The organism is Brevibacterium permense, from assembly GCF_013280495.1.
Lineage (GTDB): Bacteria > Actinomycetota > Actinomycetes > Actinomycetales > Brevibacteriaceae > Brevibacterium > Brevibacterium permense.
On sequence record NZ_JABSSX010000002.1, the window covers coordinates 373,809 to 394,693 of the forward strand.

Sequence of the window (20,885 nt, forward strand, 5' to 3'; positions counted from 1 at the left end):
GGTCACCTCAATGACCATCGTGGGAATCGTTCTGGCTGTGCTGGCTTTTCTGCTGGCATGGCCTATTCCTGCGGCACTCGCGCGTTTCCGCGGTGACCCGATCTCCGAGGTCGTCCTCTGGCAGGCAGTCGGACTCTCCGGAGGCCTCTCCCTCATCGGCGCCGCCCTCGCCTTCGCGGTCGCCCCGGGAACGACGAGTCTCCCGCAGGGACTCTTCGACCTCATCCGGGGCAAGGACCACACTCAGCTCTCACTCTTGGCCTGGATCTTCCTCATCATCGCCGTGCTCCTCATCGCTCGGCTGCTCGGTTGCCTGATCTTGACCCTCTATTCGGCGCGACAGACTCGCCTGCGCCACGACGAGATCCTGCATCTGCTCAGTGAACCGTCGATCGCCTATCCCGACACCCGCATCATCACGACCGACGAAGCCGTCGCCTACTGCCTGCCCAAGGGGCCGCGGAAGGGCACTGCCGTACTGTCGACCGGTCTGCTCAAAGCCCTCGACGAGGATGAGCGCACCGCCGTCATCGCCCATGAGCGGGCGCATCTGGATTTCCGGCACGATGTGCTCGTCATCCCGTTCGCCGCATGGCATCGGGCCCTGCCGTACTTCTCGGCCACGGCGATCGGGCTGAACTCGGTGAATCGGCTCATCGAACTCATGGCCGACGATGAGGCCCGCGATCATGTCGATCCGCAGATCCTGGCTCAGGCGGTGAGATCGGCCGCCGCGATCAGTCCCGACCACCGCAGCGATCTGTCCGCGCAGCGCATCCAGCGCCTGTCGCATCCCCTGGATCCGGCACGGATCCCCGTGCGGCTGATGTCGATCGGACTGGCCGTACTGCTGCTGCTCCTGCCGACCCTGCTCATCGTCACACCGTCCGCATTCGGCATCTGAGCCCGGACCGATTCTCGGTCCGGGCTCAGATGAAGTAGTGCTGACTCAGCATTGGTGCCGACTCAGCAGTCGAGATCAGCTGTCGATGCGTTCGGCGTCGAGGACAGCAGCTCCGGAGACGATGAATTCCTTGCGCGGCCCGACCGATGATCCCATGAGGAGTTCGAAGGTGTTCTCCGCCATCTCGGCATCGGCCATCGTCACCCGACGCAGCGTGCGCATGCTCGGGTCCATGGTCGTTTCGGCCAGCTGGTCGGCGTCCATCTCGCCGAGGCCCTTGTACCGCTGAATCGGTTCCTTGTAGGTCTTCTTCTGCTTTTCGAGCTTCTTCAGCAGAGCATGGAGTTCGGCTTCGGTGTAGGTGTAGACGATGTCGTTGGGCGCTCCGCGCTTCGTCACGATCTCGACTCGGTGCAGCGGAGGCACGGCCGCGAAGACGCGACCGGCCTCGACCAGCGGCTTCATGTACCGGAAGAACAGAGTCAGCAGGAGAGTGCGGATATGCGCTCCGTCGACATCGGCGTCGGTCATGATGATGACTCGACCGTACCGGGCGGCGTCGATATCGAAGCTGCGCCCGGAGCCGGCGCCGATGACCTGGATGAGTGCTGAGCATTCGACATTGGCGAGCATGTCGGCCAAGGTCGCCTTCTGCACGTTGAGGATCTTCCCGCGGATGGGGAACAGCGCCTGGTGGTCGGAGTTGCGAGCGGCCTTCGCCGTACCCATCGCCGAGTCTCCCTCGACGATGAACAGCTCCGTGTTCTCCACCCCGTTGTCACGGCAGTCGTAGAGCTTCGCCGGCAGCGACGAGGCTTCCAGCGCGGTCTTCCGCCGCTGGTTCTCCTTGTGTGTGCGGGCGGAGATGCGCGACTTCATCTCGGCCACGACCTTCTCCATGAGCACAGCGGCCTGCTGCTTTTCAGCGCGCTTGGTCGAGGCAAGCACCTCGCCGAGCTGAGACTCGACGGTCTTCGCCACGATCTGTCGCACTGCCGCGGTGCCGAGGACCTCCTTGGTCTGCCCCTCGAACTGGGGTTCGGCCAGCTGCACGGTGACGACGGCGGTGATGCCGGCGAGCACATCGTCCTTCTCGAGCTTGTCTTTGCCGACCTTGAGCTTGCGCGCGTTGGCGTCGACTGCCTTGCGCATCGCCTTCAGGCAGGCCTGTTCGAACCCGGCGAGGTGTGTTCCGCCCTGTGGGGTGGCAACGACGTTGACGAAGGACTTCAGCTTCGTGTCGTAGCCGGTCCCCCAGCGCAGAGCGATGTCGACGCCGACCTCGCGTTCGACTTCCTTGGACTCGAGGTGGCCCGAAGAGTTGAGGACCGGGACGGTCTCCTTGAAGGTGCCGGTGTTCTGCAGACGCCAAGTGTCGGTGATCGGCGGGTCGATGGAGAGGTGGTCGACGAACTCGGTGATTCCGCCGTCGAACTTGAAGACCTCTTCGCGCTCTTCGATGACGGCACCGGTCTCGTCACGGGCGACACCGCGACGGTCGACGATGCGCAGCTCGAGACCGGGCACGAGGAAGGCGGTCTGCCGGGCGCGTTCAACCAGATGGGAATAGTCGAACTGAGCCTTGGACAGGAAGATCTGCGGGTCGGCCCAATACTGGACTCGGGTGCCGGTGGCTCCGCGCTTGGCCTTGCCGACGATGTCGAGGCCGGTCGGCTCCTGGAAGGCCTCGAACGGGTTGTCGGGGCTCGGTGTGCCGGATGAGTCGTCGAAGCGGCCGGGCACGCCTCGGCGGAAGGACATCTTGTGCACCTTCGATCCGCGGGTGACCTCGACGTCGAGGCGAGCGGACAGGGCGTTGACGACCGAGGCACCGACGCCGTGCAGTCCACCCGAAGCGGCGTAGGAGGAACCGCCGAACTTGCCGCCGGCATGGAGCTTGGTCATGACGACTTCGACGCCGGTCAGCCCGGTCTTCGGTTCGATGTCGACGGGGATGCCGCGGCCCTTGTCGGTGACGGCCACCGATCCGTCAGCGGCGAGTTCGATGAGGATCTCGGAACCGTGTCCGCCGAGCGCCTCGTCAACGGAGTTGTCGATGACCTCCCACAGACAGTGCATGAGACCACGGGAATCGGTCGTGCCGATGTACATGCCGGGTCGCTTGCGAACCGCCTCAAGACCGGACAGGACGGACAGGTGCCTGGCGCCGTAGCTTTCGTCTTCCACACAATTCCTCTCGTTCGATTAAATTCTAATCGCTGCACGCTCAGGACCCTATTCCCTCGGGCCCGTGTCGGGAATACATCCGGTCGACCCCGACCATGGGCACTCCTGAGCTGAAACAATGGAGTCATGCCGCATCGCCTCCTCGTCCCAAGTCTCCTTCTCACCGCCGCTCTCAGTCTGCCCGGACTGGCGTCCTGCTCCCAGGACGCAGGCGCCCCCGGACGAACGAGTCAGGCCGCCGAGACGACCGGCGAGTCTCCGACTGCCGGCAACGGTGCGGACGGAGGCGACGACGCGAACTCGGGCACCGCCTCGGCGAAGGAGGCAGAGGCGGATCTCAAAGGGAAGGTCATTGCGATCGATCCGGGACACAACGGCGGAAATGCGGACCATCCGGAGAAGATCAACCGGCAGGTTCCGGACGGACGCGGCGGAACGAAGCCCTGCAACACCACGGGCACCTCGACGAATTCCGACTATCCGGAAGCCGATTTCACCTGGGCCGTGGCGAAGAAGCTGGAGCAGTCGCTGACCGACGCCGGAGCCGAGGTCGTGCTCAGCCGGAAGGACAACACCGGAGTCGGACCGTGCGTAGACGAGCGCGGAGAATTCGCCGACGACGCGGACGTGCTCGTGAGCATCCATGCCAACGGCAGCGAGTCGAGTTCGGTGAAGGGCTTCCACATCATCGTCGCCGATCCCGGTGAGGACGAGAAGACCGAGAAGGCCTCCGGGGACTTGGCGAAATCCGTGGGGAGTTCGATGGGTGAGGAATTCACCCCGAACAAAGCCTATGGAAAGGGTGCGATCAGCCGCCGCCCGGATCTGGCCGGGTTGAACAACGCATCGGTTCCCGCCGTCATCGTCGAATGCGGAGAGATGCGCAACCCTTCGGAGGCCAAGCTCATGGAGTCGAAATCCGGGCAACGGAAATACGCCGATGCCCTGTTCGACGGCATCGTCGACTGGTTCTGACTCGTGAATGCCGAACACCCCTGGGACGATCCCAGGGGCGTTCGAAATTCTCAGCGCCGGCGGTCACCCCGCCGCTGCTGACCGGTATCAGTCGAGGTAGTCGCGCAGCACCTGCGAGCGGGACGGGTGGCGCAGCTTGGCCATCGTCTTCGACTCGATCTGGCGGATGCGCTCACGGGTGACGCCGTAGACCTTGCCGATCTCGTCGAGGGTCTTCGGCTGACCGTCGTTGAGTCCGAAGCGCATGGACACCACTCCCGCCTCACGTTCCGAGAGCGTGTCGAGCACGGAGTGCAGCTGCTCCTGGAGGAGGGTGAAGCTCACCGAATCCGAGGGCACAACGGCTTCGGAGTCCTCGATGAGGTCGCCGAACTCCGAGTCGCCGTCTTCACCCAGCGGGGTGTGCAGCGAGATGGGCTCGCGACCGTACTTCTGGACCTCGACGACACGCTCGGGTGTCATGTCGAGTTCCTTCGCGAGCTCCTCCGGGGTCGGTTCGCGACCGAGGTCCTGCAGCATCTGGCGCTGAACGCGGGCGAGCTTGTTGATGACCTCGACCATGTGCACCGGGATGCGGATCGTGCGAGCCTGGTCGGCCATCGCGCGGGTGATCGCCTGGCGGATCCACCAGGTTGCGTAGGTCGAGAACTTGAAGCCCTTCGTGTAGTCGAACTTCTCGACGGCGCGGATGAGGCCGAGGTTGCCTTCCTGGATGAGGTCGAGGAACAGCATTCCGCGGCCGGTGTAGCGCTTGGCCAGGGACACGACGAGTCGGAGGTTGGCTTCCAGCAAGTGGTTCTTCGCGATGCGACCGTCGTGGATGATCCACTTGTAGTCCATCGTTTCGCGCGGGTCGGTCACCTCTCCGCCGTCGAGCAGGTGCTCGGCATACATTCCGGCTTCGATGCGCTTGGCGAGATCGACCTCCTCGGCGGCGTTGAGCAGGGCCACCTTGCCGATCTGCTTGAGGTAGTCCTTGACCGGGTCAGCGGTCGCACCGGCGGAGACGACCTGCTGAGCGGGCGCGTCCTCCTCGTCGGCGTCGGAGACGATGAAGCCACCGGCCTCGGCCACGGCGGCGTTCTTCTCCTTCTCCTCCGAGTTCTTCGTCTCGGTCGCCTCGGCGGGGCTCTCCTCTGTGGCCAGAGCGTCCGCGGCCGGTTCGACCTCCTCGGTGGTGTCGATATCGTCGTCGGTCTTCTTCGCCTTGGTCGCCTTCTTGGCTTCCTTGGCGGCGGTGGCCTTCGTCGTGGTCGTCTTCGGAGCAGAACTCGATTTCGCGGCGGTCTTCTTCGCAGCAGTCGTCTTCTTCGACGCAGCCGTCTCGGTCTTTGCTGCCGTCGACTTCGCAGTCGTCGACTTCGCGGTCGCTGTCTTCTTGGCTCCGGCCGCGGTCGTCTTCTTCGCAGTGGACTTCGACGCCGCAGTGGTCTTGGATCCACCGGTCGAGGTCGTGCCGGCCGTTCCCTCCGACTTCTCCGTCACCGTTGTGGATTCCTTGTCGACTCTGGGCACGTGTTCACCTTTCGCGAGCGTTGAAACTTCCCCATGCATTCGGACAGTACTAAGACCCAAGTCAAGTGGTCCGCGGGCGGTCCGGGGCGAACGCAGAGTTCGCCCATCATGCAATGACTGGGTCAACGCTTAATTTTCTCACGTTATTCCTCGCTTTGCGAATCGGTCGTCGAAGACTCCGGGACGATCCGTCCGGCCTGTCCCCGACAACAACGTGACCTGCGAATCTGTTCCTCCTGCGTCCTTCTCGCGTCGATCTCGCCGAGGCGGCCGACCGCCCACATCGGGGAGGCCGACCGGCCGCGCCGCTCCATCGTCGAGGGCGCCGTCTCATCGATGACAGGGCCGCCCCATCATTGACAACACCGGTCCATCAGCGCCAGTGCCTTACACGGCGGCCCGATCAGATGGTCGAACGCTGAGTCTCCGTCAGCCAGCGGGGCAGGCATCCCATTTCGACCGCGCTGACGATGAGCTCGGCCAGCCCGTGTTCGGCTTCGAGCCCGAGGGCGACGCGCGCATAGTTCAGCGCCATCGTCGACCCGCCCAGAGACCATTCGAACCAGGCGATGACGGCATAGGCGTTGGCTCTGGCCCGTGGGTGGCCGGCCGGCAGGTAGTCCTTGAGGAAGGCGATGGTGAGCATGATGTCGCGCGGCCTGGGCGCACGCGCTGAGAGCCCGACGAGCTGCTGAGCCGCCCGTGCTTGGGCGACCACACGGCGGCTCATCACGATGAGTTCGTCACCGTCGAGTCCCTTGACCAGCGAGGGCGGGAAGTCCGGGTGGTCGAAGCTGAGGATCATCTCGAGGGCGTCGCGCGACCACTTCTCGACGAGCAGGGTATCGAGTGCCATCACGGTGGGCAGGTCCATGAGGTCGTGGATGCGCGCCTCGTCGATCGCTTCCTCCTCGCAGCGCATGGCGTCCAGGCGCGGGTAGACCTCGGCGAGGATCGCGAAGGCCTCGTCCGTGCCCATCCATTCCTCGGCATGTCCGCGCCGACTGTCGGCGAAGGCTTCGGCGGGCATCGGGGCGATGACGAGATCCTCAGGATCGTTGACCGGGTTGGATCCGCCGGCGACGAGTTCCGTGGCACACGCCGAGGTGGTTGCCTCGATCAGCGGTGTGCAGTCATAGCCGTCCTCGTCGATGCGTCCGAAGTGCTCTTGGTTGACCCACCACGCGCTGAGGGTGTCGACGCTTCTGGCGGCGAAGGTGATTGCCAGTTCGTCGATCGCTGCTCGGATGAGACCACGGTGGACCTCTGCGTATTCGGCGTCTGCACCGACGCCGAAAGCGCTGACCGGCTGATAGTCATCATCATAGAGAACGAGGAAGACCCCGGTGACCGTACCGGCGCGCATGACGAGGTCGGCGTACCAGCCGCCGCCTTCGGACAGAGTCTGCGCCGCGCTCTCACGGTCGAAGTCGATGCGCAACGTGGTCGAACTGGTCTGTGAGCCGTTGTGCTCGGTGCCGACGATGACAGCGACGAGGCTGCGACGCGGGGTGTACCCGAGCGTGTGGGGGATGATCCCGATGATGTCCTCGGGCGTGCGGGCCGGTGTCTTCACTGCGTCCTCCTTGAGCGGTTCGGAACCGGCCGGTGCGGAGCGGTTCCCGTGCCTGAGGCGAGGCCCATGCCTGGGATGGGCTGCCTGTCTGGGTACCCACTTCAACTGATCCCGCATCCGTTCCTCCAGATCCTGGTCGACGCCTGTGGATGGACCGCACGAGTCCACAGCGCTCTGATGGGCGAGTGACATCCGTCATCCCCACGAGAACCCGGGCCGAATTGCCTCGAAAGCCGCGCTGGCATACAAGTGAGGGGTGGCGAAGAGACGGATATACACAGCTCCTGGTTCTCAAGTGGTCGATATCTCGACGGGTGAAGCCCGGTTGGAGAAGCTCGACGGTGAGGCCGGTTCCTATGTGCTCCACGTCAATGGGGTCCCTTCTTCGTCGATCACGCTCAGCGATCCGCAGCGACTGGACTTCGAGTACCTGGACTGGATGCGACGCAGCATCGACGTTCAGCTCCCTGACCGGACGGTGCGGGCCGCTCACATCGGTGCCGCCGGCTGTGCTCTGGCCCGGGCGCTGAACTCGGCACGACCGGGATCGAAGCAGACGGCGATCGACATCGATGCCAAGCTGCTCGACTTCGCCCGCGACTGGTTCGACCTGCCACGCTCCCCCGCCCTGGCGCTGCGCGCCGGCGACGGGGCGGTGGAGATCGGCAAGTTCCGGCCCGATACCCTCGACGTCCTCGTCCGCGACGCCTTCGACCACGACTCGGTTCCCGCGTCTCTGCAGAGTTCGGAGTTCTTCGCCTCCTGCGCCGAGGCGGTCAAGGACTCCGGGATCTACGTCGCCAATGTGCCTGACACAGGTGACCACCGCGTCCTCCGATCCGAACTTCGCAGCCTCGGCGACCACTTCGCCCATCTTGCCGCTGCCACGGAACCGGCGATCCTCAAAGGACGTCGACGCGGAAACGTCGTCGTCCTCGCTTCCAACACTCCCCTCGACACGGGCGGGCTGGACCGCAGTCTGCGCACCGCCGCCTCCTCAGCGACCTTCCTGGCGGGAGCAGGACTGCGCTCCCGGCTGGGCCTCTGACGCCTGCACCTGACTGCGCTTGTCCGGAATGTGAGGTACGCCCCGGTCCGAAATGACGATGCGACTACAGACACTGGGGAAAGTTCGGCATAATTGAATGCCGACCCAAGAAGGTGAGATGACCGAAACTTCAGAAATTCGTGTCGAGCAGACCAAGCTCGACGAGCTCTATGCCCGCCTCGATGAGCTCCGCGAGGAGACGACGGCCCGCCTGGGCACGGTGAGGGTCTCCGAGGTCGGAGGCAACCACCAGCACCGCACCGAACGCGATGCCTTCGCGACGATGTACGAAGATCAGCTCATCCGTCTCGACGGTGCCGAGGAGGGACTGTGCTTCGGTCGCCTCGACATCATCGACGAAGACGACCCCACCTACATCGGCCGCATCGGACTCACTGACGAACAGCGTCAGCAGATCCTCATCGACTGGAGGGCGCCGGCCGCCGAGCGCTTCTACCAGTCGACTGCGGCCAATCCCGACGGGATCGCCCGCCGCCGTCACCTCGTCACCGCGAACCGGAAGGTCACCGGCATCGAAGACGATGTGCTCGACATCGACGCGCTCGATGACGCTCAGCGATCGAATCTCCAGGGCGAAGGCGCACTCCTCGCCGCCCTCACCACTCATCGCACCGGACGGATGGGCGATATCGTCGCGACCATCCAGGCCGAGCAGGATGCGATCATCCGCCGTCCGCTCTCCGGCGTGCTCGTCGTCCAGGGAGGGCCGGGAACCGGCAAGACCGCCGTCGCGCTCCACCGTGCCGCTTTCCTGCTCTACCGTCACCGTGAGCGCATCGCGAAGTCCGGTGTCCTCCTCGTCGGCCCGTCGACGGTGTTCCTCAAGTACATCGAGAAGGTTCTGCCCAGCCTCGGCGAAACCGGGGCCGTTCTGCTCACTCCCGGTCAGCTGTACCCGGGCCTCGATACGGATGCCGCGGATGCACCCGCTGTCGCCGAGATCAAGGGCCGCTCCGTCATGGCTCGGGTGCTGAAGAACCATGTTGCGAACTATCAGCGCATTCCCGATCACGATGTCGAGATGCGGGTGCGTTCGCACACGATCGTGCTGCGTCGCAAAGACGTTCAGTCCGCGCGTGATCGGGCTCGTCGCAGCGGGGACCCGCACAATGCCGCCCGTACCGGATTCGTCACCGGTCTGCTGAAGATCCTCGCCGAGGATCTCGCCCGTGAGATGGGGATGGATGCGGCCGGCGAACGGCTGCCCGAGCTGCTCGAAGATCTGCGCTCCTCTGTTGACGTTCGTCGCGCCCTCAACCTCGCATGGTTCCCCATCGGCCCGGCTGCCGCTCTGCGTTCTCTGTTGGGCCGGCCGCACAAGCTGCGGGCCGCTGCCCGCAAACTCCTCACTCCTGCCGAGCAGTCGATTCTGCTCGAGCAGCGTCGGGATGAGTACACGGTCGATGATGTGCCGCTGCTCGACGAGTTGGCCGAGCTGCTCGGATCCGCTCCGCAGCAGACGCAGGCGCGGGATGACTCGGCACGCGAATACGCCGAAGCCGTCGTCGATATGACCGAGACCGGCGGGATGGTCTCCGCCGAGACCCTCGCTGCCCGCTGGGAGGAGCAGGGACCGACGATGACTCTGGCCGAACGCGCCCTCGAGGACCGGGAGTGGACGTACGGCCACCTCGTCGTCGATGAGGCGCAGGAGCTCTCCCCCATGCAGTGGCGGGTGCTCTTCCGTCGAGTGCCGTCGAAGTCGGCCACCGTCGTCGGCGACCTCGCCCAGTCCTCGCAGGTCGACAACGCCCGCACCTGGTCATCGATCCTGAGCGAATTCGTCGGGGATCGCTTCGCCCTCCAGGTGCTCACGGTCTCCTACCGCACCCCACAGTCGGTGATGGATCTGGCCAACCGCTACCTGCACCGGCATTTCCCGCAGCTCGAACTCGTCGAGTCGGTGCGCCAGGGAGGATCGGATCCGCGCCTGGATTCCTTCGCCGACGAATCGGAGATGCTGGGCGCCCTCCCCGAGACGGTCGGGGCCGAGGTGTCCGCCGCAGCAGGTGGGAAGATCGCCGTCATCACTGATGAGGAGCTCATCGAACTCATCGCCGAGGCGATCGCGGACTTCGATTTCGGGCGGTCGGTCACGGGCTTGGACCATCAGATCGCCCTCATCACCCCGCAGCAGGCCAAAGGCCTCGAGTTCGATGCGGTGATCATCGTCGAACCCGGCCGCATCGCTCCGCTCGGCAGCGAGGAGGGCGTCGGCGGTCTCTATGTGGCGCTGACCCGCACCACGGAACGTCTGCGTGTCCTGGCATCGGCATCGACGGAGCTCACCGAGCTCTTCTCCGCCGAAACGATCCGCCAAGCCGGCTGACCCCAAACCCCTATTACTACCTGACGGCGGCCCAGCAACCACCCGCGAGGTTGCTGGGCCGCCGTCAGGTAGTAATTGAGGGTGAATGTGAAAGGCCGCTTGGGTTCGGCTTCCCCTCCGAACCGCAAGCGGCCGCGCGCCGTAGCACGCACGTTCAATACTACACAACTATTTCTGTACCGCGGTACTCGAAACGGAGATTTCTGACAGAAATCTCAGCAGTCTCAGGATCCGGTCGGCCGAACCCCCTGGCTGCTCAGTCGGCGAAGTCGTCGGGGGTCGGTTCCCGAGTCTGACCGGACTGCAGCAGCGCATCGGCGCGCAGCGAATCGATCGCCGCCTCGAAGTCCTCGAGCGAGTCGAACCCCTGGTAGACGCTGGCGAATCGCAGGTAGGCGACCTGGTCGAGTTCGCGCAGCGGTTCGAGGATCGACAGCCCCACCTCATCGGCGTCGATCTCGGCGATTCCGCGCGACCGGATGTTCTCCTCCACCCGCTGAGCGAGCTTCGCGAGATCATCGTCGCTGACCGGACGACCCTGGCAGGCCTTGCGCACACCCGACATGATCTTCTGGCGGGAGAACTCCTCAGTGACTCCGGAGCGTTTGATCACCGACAGGCTCGTGGCCTCCATCGTGGTGAAGCGGCGACCGCAATGACGGCACTGCCGGCGCCGGCGGATCGCAGCGCCGTCTTCGCTGGTCCTCGAATCGACGACCCGCGAATCGGACTCACGGCAGAACGGACAGCGCATCTCTACTCCTCGAACCTGATGTCGACAGCCCGGCCGTGGGCCGGCAGCTGTTCGCCGGCGGCGAGAACACCGATGTGCTCTGCCACCGCGGACAGTGCCTGTCGGTCATAGTCGATGACCTGGCTGACCTTGATGAATGAGTGCACACCCAGCCCGGAGCCGTGAGCGGCGGTGCCCATCGTGGGCAGCACGTGGTTCGACCCGGCACAGTAGTCACCGAGCGACACCGGAGCCCAATCACCGAGGAAGACCGCGCCCCCGTTCGTGATCCGTGCCCCGACCGCTTCCGCATCGACCGTGTGGACCTCGACATGCTCACCGGCATAGCCGTTGACGACAGTGATCCCGGCGTCGAGGTCGTCGACGAGCACGATCGCCGACTGCCGTCCGGCCAGAGCCGCCTCGATCCGCTCGGTGTGCATCGCCTCCGGCACCTGCACGTCCAACTCCTTCTGCACCGCTTCGGCGAGATCGACGGAGTCGGTGACCAGCACCGAGGCGGCCAGTTCGTCGTGTTCGGCCTGACTGATGAGGTCGGCGGCGACGAAGCGCGGATCCGCCTGTTCGTCGGCGAGGATGATGATCTCTGTCGGGCCGGCGACCGCGTCGATGCCGACCCGGGAGCGGACGAGTGACTTCGCCGCAGCCACATAGGCGTTTCCGGGACCGGTGATGAGGTCGACGGGCTCGAGTTCCTCACCGTCGTCGAAGCCATAGGCCAGAGCGCCGATCGCCTGTGCCCCGCCCATCGCCCAGACCTCGTCGACGCCGAGGATGTGTGCGGTGGCGAGCACGATCGGGTGCGGCAGACCATTGCTCTGCGGCGGACTGGCGATCGCCAGCGAGCGTGCTCCGGCCGTCTGTGCAGGCACGACGTTCATGATCACCGTCGACGGGTAGACGGCCAGTCCGCCGGGCACATAGAGTCCGACCCGCTCGACCGGCAGATGCCGGGTGGTGACGAAGGCGCCGGAGGCCAGTTCGGTGCGGACATCGACGGGACGCTGATCGGCGGCGACCTTCCGGGCGCGGGCGATCGATTCGTCGAGCGCGGCCCTGACCGGGGGATCCAGTTCTGCCGCGGCCTCGGCCAGCGCGGATTCCGGTACCCGCAGCGTTTCGGGGCGCACTCCGTCGAAGCGTTCGGTGAAGTCCGTCACCGCGGCCGCTCCCCCACCGGCGACGGTGTCGAGGAGTTCAGCTACCCGTCGTTCGATATCGGCATGGGTCTCGGCGGCCCGAGGCAGCTTCTGCGCCAGGAATCGCTTGTTGAGGGTCTCACCACGGAAGTCCAGAATGTTCACCCGCACCATTCTAGTCTCCACGGCAGCAGCGCTGTCCTCCGACCCGAAGTGCGGACGAGAGGCGGGCGCGGCGTTCGCGCCTCAGACGCTCAGGCAACGGGATCCCAGCAGCGCCTTGAGGTCTCCGAAGAGACTCGGGTTCGGGTCGACCCGGATCGACCTGTCGAGGCGCATCACCGTCTGCCGTCCCGGCTGGGACAGAGTGATGTGGACATCGGTCTGGCCCTTGTTGGACTCGAGGATCTGCTTGAGTTTCGTCGCCATCTCCTCGGTCGCCTTCTCCATCGGCATGATGAGGTTGAGCGGGCGATCGTTGGGGTCGGTGACATCGGGAATCGTCATCGACATCGCCATCAGCGAGGTCGGACGGTCATCGGAGGTGCGGATGCGCCCGGTCAGGGAGATCACGAGGTCGGTCGCCAGGAGGCTCGCCACCGGTTCGTAGGTGTCGCCGAAGAACATCACTTCGATCTCTGCTTCGAGGTCCTCCAAGGTCACGATCGCATAGGGGCGCCCGGAGTTCTTCGACACCTTGCGGGTGACCTGCGTGATCATTCCGCAGACCTTGATCTGGGATCCGTCATGACGGTGCGACTCCGGATCGACCACCTCGGCGATGGAGGCATCGGATTCGGCGGCCAGCACGCCTTCGAGCCCGTTGAGCGGGTGATCGGAGACGTAGAGGCCGATCATGTCGCGTTCGAAGGACAGCTTCTCCTTCTTCTCCCACTCCGGACGATCGGGAATGGTCACGGAGAATCCGGGTGAGTCGTCTCCACCGCCGAGCCCGGCGAAGAGATCGAACTGACCGTTGGCTTCCTGCCTCTTGACGCCGATGACCGAGTCGACGGCCTCCTCGTGGACTTCGACGAGTGAGCGGCGGCCGTGGCCGAGCGAGTCGAAGCCGCCGGCCTTGATGAGCGATTCGATCGTGCGCTTGTTGCACACATGGCTGGGCACCTTGTCGAGGAAGTCCGTGAACGAGGAGTAGGAGCCCTTCTCTCCGCGGGCCTCGACGATGCCCTCGACGACGTGGGCGCCGACGTTGCGCACCGCTCCCATGCCGAAGCGGATATCCGTACCGACAGGGGTGAAATGGAGAGCGGATTCGTTGACGTCCGGAGGCAGCACGGTGATGCCGAGGCGACGGCACTCGTTGAGGTAGATCGCGAGCTTGTCCTTGTTGTCACCGACCGAGGTCAGCAGGGCCGCCATGTATTCGGCCGTGTAATGCGCCTTGAGATAGGCGGTCCAGTAGGACACGACACCGTAGGCGGCCGAGTGCGCCTTGTTGAACGCGTAGTCCGAGAACGGCAGCAGGATGTCCCACAGGGCTTGAGCGGCAGCTTCGGAGAAGCCGCGTTCCTTCATTCCGCCGAAGAAGCCGACCTGCTGCTTGTCGAGCTCGGACTTCTTCTTCTTGCCCATCGCGCGGCGGAGGATATCGGCCTGGCCCAGCGAATAGCCGGCGACCTTCTGCGCGATCGCCATCACCTGCTCCTGGTAGATGATGAGACCGTAGGTCGTGTCGAGGATCTCCTTGAGCGGCTCCTCGAGCTCCGGGTGGATCGGGGTGACCTCCTGCAGACCGTTCTTGCGCAGGGCATAGTTCGTATGCGAATCCGCACCCATCGGACCGGGGCGGTAGAGCGCCAGGGTCGCGGAGATATCCTCGAAGTTGTCCGGCTTCATCATCCGCAGCAGGGCGCGCAGACCGCCGCCGTCGAGCTGGAACACACCGAGGGTGTCACCGCGGGTCAGCAGCTCGTACGCCGCCGGATCATCGAGGGCAAGGTGCTCGAGGTCGAGATCGAAGTCCCGGTTGGCTTTGATGTTCTCAACAGCGTCGGAGATGATCGTGAGGTTCCTCAGCCCCAGGAAGTCCATCTTGATGAGCCCCAGGCCCTCAGATGTCGGATAGTCGAACTGGGTGATGACCTGACCGTCCTGGAACCGACGCATGATCGGGATGACGTCGATGATCGGGTCCGAGGACATGATGACACCGGCGGCATGGACGCCCCACTGACGCTTCAGCCCTTCCAGACCCTTGGCGGTCTCGAAGGTCTCTCGGGCCTCCGGATCGGTGTCGACGAGTTCGCGGAACTCCCCTGCTTCCTTGTACCGCTTGGACTCCGGGTCCTCGATGTCCTTGAGCGGAATGTCCTTGGCCATCTCCGCCGGCGGCAGCGCCTTCGTCAGGCGCTCACCCATGGAGAAGGGTTTGCCGAGCACACGCGCGGAGTCCTTCAGCGCCATCTTCGTCTTGATCGTGCCGTAGGTGACGATCATCGCCACACGCTCGTCGCCGTACTTCTCGGTCACATAGTCGATGACCTCGCTGCGGCGACGATCATCGAAGTCGACGTCGAAGTCGGGCATGGACACACGGTCCGGGTTGAGGAAGCGCTCGAAGAACAGTCCGTGCTGCAGCGGATCGAGGTCGGTGATGCGCATGGCGTAGGCGACCATGGAGCCGGCTCCCGAACCACGGCCCGGTCCGACGCGGATGCCGTTGTCCTTCGACCAGTTGATGAAGTCGGCGACGACGAGGAAGTAGCCGGGGAAGCCCATGGAGATGATGATGTCGAGTTCGTAGTCTGCCTGCCGGCGGACCTCGTCGGGAACGCCGTTCGGGTACCGGTAGTCGAGTCCCTTCGCGACTTCCTTGATCAGCCACGAGGTCTCGTCCTCGCCGGGAGGGCACGGGAACTTCGGCATGTAGTTCGCCGAGGTGTCGAATGAGACTTCGCACTTCTCGGCGATTTCGAGAGTGTTGTCGCAGGCTTCGGGGAATTCCTTGAACAGGGTCCGCATCTCTGCGGGGGTCTTGAGGTAGTAGCCGGAGCCGGAGAAGGCGAATCGCGAACCGCCCTGATCGTAGGTGGGTTCGATGAGCTTGGAGCCGGACTGGATGGCCAGCAGCGCCTCGTGCGCCTTCGCATCCGATTCGTGCGTGTAGTGGAGGTCGTTGGTGGCGACCAGCGGAATGTCGAGTTCCTTCGACAGCCGGATGAGGTCCTTCGTCACTCGCTTCTCGATGGACAGACCGTGGTCCATGAGTTCGACGTAGTAGTTGTCCTTGCCGAAGATCTCGCGGTATTTCCCGGCGGCCGCCTTGGCCTCTTCGTACTGTCCCAGACGCAGCCGCACCTGCACCTCTCCCGACGGGCAGCCGGTGGTGGCGAGGAGTCCGTCGGAGTAGCTCTCGAGCAGATCCTGGTCCAGTCGGGGCCATTTCGCCGTCACCGAGTCCAGTGAGGCATACGACGATGCCTTGAACAGGTTGCGCATGCCTGTGTTGTTCCGAGACAGCAGGGTCATGTGTGTGTAGAGACCACCGCCGGAGAGGTCGTCGCTCTTCTGCGATTCGTCGGTGCGCCACTTCACGCGGGTCTTGTCCCGCCGGTCCGTGCCGGGGGTGACATAGGCCTCGACGCCGATGATGGGTTTGATTCCGGCGGCTGTCGCCTGCGACCAGAAGTCGAAGGCGCCGAACAGGTATCCGTGGTCGGTCGTGGCGATCGCGGACATTCCCGATGCCTTCGTCGCGGCCATCAGATCGGCGAGGCGGGCCGCACCGTCCAACATGGAGTATTCGGTATGGACGTGGAGGTGGACGAAGTCCTCGTTCGGCACTGGGCGCCGCCTTCCTGAAGTTGCCGGAGTTGCCGTTCCAGCTTAGTGCATCGGCACCCGCGGGGAGTCTTCCCGCGACTGTTGTTCCGGGCACTTCACGACGAGGCTCCGGTTAGTGCGGATCCCGCCGGCGCGTGGCTCAGCAGTCAGTCTCCGACACAGTCAGGCGGCGGCAGCGCGTGGCCGCGGCGTCAGTGCGGGCGGATGCGGTCGAGCGCGGTCTGCAGGTCGTCGGGGTAGCCGCTTTCGAATTCGACCCACTTCTGCGTGTCGGGGTGGTGGAAGCCGAGTTTGACGGCATGCAGCCATTGGCGTTCGAGACCGAGTTCCTTCGCCAGCACCGGATCGGCACCGTAGGGCAGGTCGCCGACGCAGGGGTGTTTGGTGGCGGAGAAGTGGACGCGGATCTGGTGGGTGCGTCCGGTCTCCAGGTGGACCTCGACGAGCGCGGCACGGCGGTGGGCTTCGATCACCTCGTAGTGGGTGATCGCGTTCTTGCCTTCGGTGCGCACCGCGTAGAGTCCGTCGTGCTTGGGGTGTCGGGCGATCGGGGCATCGATGGTGCCGAGCACTGGATCGGGCAGTCCCTGCACGACCGCGTGGTAGGTCTTATCCACCGTGCGTTCCTTGAAGGCGCGTTTGAGCACGCTGTATGCGTACTCGCTCTTCGCCACGACCATGAGCCCCGAGGTTCCGACGTCGAGTCGCTGCACGATGCCCTGACGTTCGGGGGCGCCGGAAGTCGCGATGCGGAATCCCGCGGCGGCGAGCCCACCGACGACGGTGCGTCCGGTCCAGCCCAGAGCCGGATGCGCTGCCACACCGACGGGCTTATCTACCACTACGAATGCATCCTCGTCGTGGACGATGCGCATTCCCGGCACGGGGTCGGGCACGACCTCGAGGGGCTTCTTCGGTTCGGGCATCATGATGTCGAGCCGTTCGCCGGCGATGACGCGATCGGACTTGATGACCGGACGCCCGGACATCTCCACACCCCCGTCGGCGCAGATGTCGGCGGCGGCGGTGCGGGAGAGGCCGAGCAGCTTCGACATCGCAGCGTCCACGCGCTGACCGTCGAGTCCCTCTGGGACGAGGATGGAGCGTTCAGTCATGAGAGTCCTCTTTCACGCGGGTGGAGTCCGATCCGTCGATGTCGATGCCTCTGAGACTGACGATGACCAAGGTCACTGCGGCGGCGGAGATCGCGATGTCCGCGACGTTGCAGATGAACAGCGACAGATCGATGAAGTCGACGACGGCTCCGTGCAGGAATGCGGGCTCGCGGAAGAGCCTGTCGACGAGGTTGCCGAAGAGTCCGCCCAGGAGCAGACCGAGACCGATCGCCCAGGCTCTCGAGCCGAGCTTGCGCGAGATCACGAGGATCGCTGCGAAGACGCCGATGGCGATGATAGGGAAGATCCACGTCACGCTAGAGCCGAGGCCGAGGGCGGCTCCGGGATTGCGGTAGAAGGTGAATCCGGCCAGCGGTCCGAGCACAGGCACTGGAGGCTGGTCTTCGAGGAGACTGACGGCGAGGAATTTGGTGAACTGATCGATCACGAGCACGACTGCCGCGATTGTGAACAGCAGGGCCATCATGGCGGCGCGAGGTCGTTTCACCCGTGAGGCAGGATCGTTCATTTGGTTCATTCTAGCCCACCGCCGAGGCAGCGGGATTCAGCCGCACGACGGCGCGGTGTGCGAACACGACGGAGGCCCGGGTACTCCGCGGAGTTCCCGGACCTCGGTCGGTGATGCGCTGAGATCAGAGCTTGTGGTTCGACGAACCGCCGAGTGGGCCATTTCCGTCAAGGGTCTCCGGAGCCAGGCTCGTGGAGTTCTCGAGCTCACGCAGCTGATCGTTGAGGTAGCTCTTGAGTCGAGTACGGTACTGGCGCTCGAAGTTCGATAGCTGGTCGATCGCGCGCTCGAGGGCGGACTTCTGCGATTCGAGGGTCGACAGCGTTTCGTCGCGCTTGGCTTCGGCCTTGCCGACGATGTCGGCGGCTTCCTTCTCGGCTCGCTTGATGAGCTCGTCGCGCTTGCGCTCACCTTCGGCAACGTGCTCGTCGTGGACCCTCTGAGCGAGAGCGATGAGACCATGAGCGTCTCCGTCGCCGCTGAGCGCGGCAGCACCGAGACCGGCACCCGCAGCACCGGCGGCCGTCGCTGGTGCAGCGGAGTCGTCCTGCGGTGCGGGAGCGGCTTCCTTGACGACCGGAGCCGGGGTCTCTTCGACCGGTGCCGGAGCGGCAGGTGCCTCGGCCGGAGCCGGAGCCTCTTCCTTCTCTTCAGGAGCAGGAGCAGCGGTGGGCATTGCCTGTGTGGCGTCGATGTCCTGTGCCGGTGCAGCGGAGGCGCCGCCGGCTTCGAGTTCCTTCACACGCTGTTCGGCGGCGGAGAGCTTCTGACGCAGTTCGTCGTTCTCCTGGTAGAGACGGCGAATCTCAACGACGACCTCATCAAGGAAATCGTCAACTTCGTCCTGGTCGTACCCGTCGCGGAACTTCACATGCTGGAACCGCTTGTTTACTACGTCTTCAGGCGTGAGCGCCATGAGGTCACCTTCGGTCGATCTACATTCATTACTCTGCCGCCCAGAACGACGGCTTCAACGTCACATTAGCGTAACACCTGCAGTTTTGTCCCGCAGTAATGGCGTGTCTTGCTCTCAATGACGAAGTACTTCGCATTCGAGGCTAACAACTCGAACCTGCGATCAGCGAATCCTGGTCAGCGTCTTCACCATTCATCGGCTATTCACTCAATGGAATCCCGCTAATCAGCCGGAGCACTATTCAAGCAGATCTCGTCGCCCGATCAGTGTGATTCGTCAGGCGAGATCACCGACAGAACGGGGATCAGGCGGAGCTATATCACCTAGTTCAGCTAGCAAGCGCAAGACTACGAAAGACTCCGGAAAGGATCTGGACGCCGATGAGCAGAACGATGAATCCCAGATCGAGCGAGACCTGCCCCAGCCGCAGCGGCGGAATGATTTTGCGCAACATCCTCACGGGTGGATCGGTGAGTGTGTAGACGATCTCGGCGAGGACGAGGAGGAAGCCTGTGGGCCGCCAGTCGCGGGAGAACACCTGGACCAGATCGAGCACGACTCGCGCCAGGAGCACATAGACATAGATACCCAGCAGGACACTGATAAGACCAAACACAATATCCAAGTGGGTCCCCGCGCCTTTCGTTGTTATTAAAATGCCGACGCTTAAGCTTAACGGCTCCAGCTGAGGACGAGTTGAGAGATTCTCCAGCGCACTCAGCTCTGGTTGAAGAAGCTGGCCTGAGTATCCGAATCGGCTTCGCTTTCGCCGGCGACTTCGATGTTCTCGGGGGTGAGCAGGAAGACCTTGTTCGTCACGCGCTCGATCGACCCGTGGAGGCCGAAGATGAGACCGGCGGAGAAGTCGACGAGGCGCTTGGAGTTGTTCTCGTCCATCTCCGAGAGGTTCATGATCACAGGAGTGCCCTCACGGAAGGCGGCACCGATGACCATGGCGTCGTTGTAGCTGCGGGGGTGGATGGTCCTGATGCGATTCATTGAGGTTCCTGGCGCCGGGGTGTCTACGGGACGGATCGGTGACGGGTGAATCGGTGTCACCGGAGCCGGAGTCCGTTCCTCGGCGGCGGCCGGTTCGTCGTACTGGTCGTCCTCGTCGAAGGTCTCGACGACCTCGCGGTCCCGACGGGCGGGTTCACGACGGTCGGTGTGCTGGGTGGTCTCGTCCTCTTCTTCGACGAAACCCAGGTATTCCAGCGTCTTCTTGATTGCTGACATGTCTAAAGCTCCTCGGACTTCGGCACTTGCTCACCTGTCGCCCAAACTATCGCACGCGAGCATCTGGGCCGGTGAGTCCTATCGGTGTGTCGCGGTGTTTTCTTCCTGCAGCCAGATGATCCCTGCGAAACGGCCCGTGCGCTTCTGCCTGCGGTAGGAGAAGAGATCCTCGGATTCCTTCGTGCAGGTGCGGGAGAAATGATCGATGGTCACATCGTTCCGGCGCAGCTGTTCGGCCACGGCTCCGGCGACGTCGAGTGCCGGTGTTCCGGTCACCGACACCGAGGCGGCCGTCGGCTCGGTCGCCGCGACCTCGCTCCTCAGCTCGGCTGGGACTTCGTAGCAGCGCGGACAAACCGAGGGACCGATGACCGCGTGGATGTCCCGTGCACCGGCGTCGTGCATCGCGGTCACTGTTCTGCCGACGATTCCTGCGGCCATTCCCGGGCGACCTGCGTGGACGGCGGCGATGACTCCGGCGTCGGCATCGGCGAGCATGACAGGGGTGCAGTCGGCGACCATGATCGCCAGTCCGAGTCCCGGGACGGTCGTCAGCTGGGCATCGGCCTCCACCGGTGTCTGCCGCAGCTGAGCTTCGTCGCCGATGATGTGCACATCGGTGCCGTGGACTTGGGAAACGAACGAGAGCCGCTCGCCGCTCAGGCCGATGACCTGAGCGAGAGCGGCTCGGTTGGCTGCGACGAGTTCGTCATCGTCTTCGACGTGGCGGGCGAGGTTGAACGAGGAGAATTCCCCGCTCGAGTATCCGCCGTGCCGGTCGGTGAAGGCGACGTGGGCGGTGCGCCTGCCCGGGATGACGAACCTCGAGCGCAGCAT

The 20,885-nt window shown here is 64.3% G+C and carries 16 protein-coding genes; 4 read left to right on the forward strand and 12 right to left on the reverse strand.

All coding sequences use genetic code 11. The annotated features are described in order from the left end of the window. The first annotated feature begins 10 nt into the window (after positions 1 to 10). Positions 11 to 904: a M56 family metallopeptidase gene (locus HK353_RS04545; RefSeq protein WP_173152941.1), complete on the forward strand. Its 894-nt coding sequence runs from the start codon at positions 11 to 13 to the stop codon at positions 902 to 904. A 75-nt stretch (positions 905 to 979) separates the two neighbouring features. On the opposite strand, the gene HK353_RS04550 is transcribed toward HK353_RS04545, so the two are convergent. Continuing rightward, the gene (locus tag HK353_RS04550) at positions 980 to 3,091 is read right to left on the reverse strand and encodes a DNA gyrase subunit B (protein ID WP_173152944.1); all 2,112 of its coding nucleotides are present in this window, start codon (positions 3,089 to 3,091) and stop codon (positions 980 to 982) included. A gap of 126 nt (positions 3,092 to 3,217) precedes the next feature. Between HK353_RS04550 and HK353_RS04555 the strand changes: the two genes are divergently transcribed. Further along, a complete protein-coding gene (locus tag HK353_RS04555) occupies positions 3,218 to 4,066 on the forward strand; it encodes an N-acetylmuramoyl-L-alanine amidase (RefSeq protein WP_173152947.1) in 849 nt (282 codons plus the stop codon). An 87-nt stretch (positions 4,067 to 4,153) separates the two neighbouring features. Here the strand turns inward: HK353_RS04555 and HK353_RS04560 are convergent, their stop codons facing one another. Both HK353_RS04560 and HK353_RS04565 read right to left on the reverse strand, forming a co-directional pair. Beyond that, positions 4,154 to 5,581, reverse strand: coding sequence for an RNA polymerase sigma factor (locus HK353_RS04560; RefSeq protein ID WP_342589816.1), 1,428 nt, complete (start codon positions 5,579 to 5,581; stop codon positions 4,154 to 4,156). Between the two features lie 403 nt (positions 5,582 to 5,984). Next, positions 5,985 to 7,157: a DUF4192 family protein gene (locus HK353_RS04565; RefSeq protein ID WP_173152953.1), complete on the reverse strand. Its 1,173-nt coding sequence runs from the start codon at positions 7,155 to 7,157 to the stop codon at positions 5,985 to 5,987. A gap of 295 nt (positions 7,158 to 7,452) precedes the next feature. Between HK353_RS04565 and HK353_RS04570 the strand changes: the two genes are divergently transcribed. Next, the gene (locus HK353_RS04570) at positions 7,453 to 8,205 is read left to right on the forward strand and encodes a spermidine synthase (protein WP_342589817.1); all 753 of its coding nucleotides are present in this window, start codon (positions 7,453 to 7,455) and stop codon (positions 8,203 to 8,205) included. Positions 8,206 to 8,323: 118 nt separating this feature from the next. After that, positions 8,324 to 10,555, forward strand: coding sequence for a HelD family protein (locus HK353_RS04575; protein ID WP_173152959.1), 2,232 nt, complete (start codon positions 8,324 to 8,326; stop codon positions 10,553 to 10,555). Between the two features lie 256 nt (positions 10,556 to 10,811). Here the strand turns inward: HK353_RS04575 and nrdR are convergent, their stop codons facing one another. From nrdR to pgeF, 9 genes are all read right to left on the reverse strand, one after another. Next, positions 10,812 to 11,309, reverse strand: coding sequence for a transcriptional regulator NrdR (gene nrdR, locus HK353_RS04580; RefSeq protein WP_025777954.1), 498 nt, complete (start codon positions 11,307 to 11,309; stop codon positions 10,812 to 10,814). Between the two features lie 2 nt (positions 11,310 to 11,311). Then, complete coding sequence (gene hisD, locus HK353_RS04585; protein ID WP_173152962.1) at positions 11,312 to 12,622, reverse strand: histidinol dehydrogenase; 1,311 nt, start codon at positions 12,620 to 12,622, stop codon at positions 11,312 to 11,314. Between the two features lie 72 nt (positions 12,623 to 12,694). Beyond that, the gene (gene dnaE, locus HK353_RS04590) at positions 12,695 to 16,204 is read right to left on the reverse strand and encodes a DNA polymerase III subunit alpha (protein ID WP_217278281.1); all 3,510 of its coding nucleotides are present in this window, start codon (positions 16,202 to 16,204) and stop codon (positions 12,695 to 12,697) included. 239 nt (positions 16,205 to 16,443) lie between these two features. Then, complete coding sequence (locus HK353_RS04595; RefSeq protein ID WP_173152968.1) at positions 16,444 to 17,367, reverse strand: RluA family pseudouridine synthase; 924 nt, start codon at positions 17,365 to 17,367, stop codon at positions 16,444 to 16,446. Then, positions 17,360 to 17,896 (reverse strand): signal peptidase II, encoded by a 537-nt coding sequence (locus HK353_RS04600; protein ID WP_173152971.1) that lies wholly within the window; start codon positions 17,894 to 17,896, stop codon positions 17,360 to 17,362. The genes HK353_RS04595 and HK353_RS04600 overlap by 8 nt, the downstream gene beginning before the upstream one ends. Positions 17,897 to 18,020: 124 nt before the next feature. After that, positions 18,021 to 18,812 (reverse strand): DivIVA domain-containing protein, encoded by a 792-nt coding sequence (locus tag HK353_RS04605; RefSeq protein WP_173152974.1) that lies wholly within the window; start codon positions 18,810 to 18,812, stop codon positions 18,021 to 18,023. Positions 18,813 to 19,140: 328 nt separating this feature from the next. Next, positions 19,141 to 19,437: a YggT family protein gene (locus tag HK353_RS04610; protein WP_173152977.1), complete on the reverse strand. Its 297-nt coding sequence runs from the start codon at positions 19,435 to 19,437 to the stop codon at positions 19,141 to 19,143. 92 nt (positions 19,438 to 19,529) lie between these two features. Further along, complete coding sequence (locus tag HK353_RS04615) at positions 19,530 to 20,048, reverse strand: cell division protein SepF (protein ID WP_101546293.1); 519 nt, start codon at positions 20,046 to 20,048, stop codon at positions 19,530 to 19,532. A gap of 78 nt (positions 20,049 to 20,126) precedes the next feature. Beyond that, positions 20,127 to 20,885, reverse strand: coding sequence for a peptidoglycan editing factor PgeF (gene pgeF, locus HK353_RS04620; RefSeq protein ID WP_173152980.1), 759 nt, complete (start codon positions 20,883 to 20,885; stop codon positions 20,127 to 20,129).

Coding starts and splice junctions, on each gene's coding strand:
- HK353_RS04545 (WP_173152941.1), top strand. CDS start 11: ATGACCATCGTGGGAATCGTTCTGGCTGTGCTGGCTTTTCTGCTGGCA.
- HK353_RS04555 (WP_173152947.1), top strand. CDS start 3,218: ATGCCGCATCGCCTCCTCGTCCCAAGTCTCCTTCTCACCGCCGCTCTC.
- HK353_RS04575 (WP_173152959.1), top strand. CDS start 8,324: ATGACCGAAACTTCAGAAATTCGTGTCGAGCAGACCAAGCTCGACGAG.
- nrdR (WP_025777954.1), bottom strand. CDS start 11,309: ATGCGCTGTCCGTTCTGCCGTGAGTCCGATTCGCGGGTCGTCGATTCG.
- hisD (WP_173152962.1), bottom strand. CDS start 12,622: ATGGTGCGGGTGAACATTCTGGACTTCCGTGGTGAGACCCTCAACAAG.
- dnaE (WP_217278281.1), bottom strand. CDS start 16,204: ATGTTGGACGGTGCGGCCCGCCTCGCCGATCTGATGGCCGCGACGAAG.
- HK353_RS04595 (WP_173152968.1), bottom strand. CDS start 17,367: ATGACTGAACGCTCCATCCTCGTCCCAGAGGGACTCGACGGTCAGCGC.
- HK353_RS04600 (WP_173152971.1), bottom strand. CDS start 17,896: ATGAACGATCCTGCCTCACGGGTGAAACGACCTCGCGCCGCCATGATG.
- HK353_RS04605 (WP_173152974.1), bottom strand. CDS start 18,812: ATGGCGCTCACGCCTGAAGACGTAGTAAACAAGCGGTTCCAGCATGTG.
- HK353_RS04615 (WP_101546293.1), bottom strand. CDS start 20,048: ATGTCAGCAATCAAGAAGACGCTGGAATACCTGGGTTTCGTCGAAGAA.
- pgeF (WP_173152980.1), bottom strand. CDS start 20,885: ATGCTGCGCTCGAGGTTCGTCATCCCGGGCAGGCGCACCGCCCACGTC.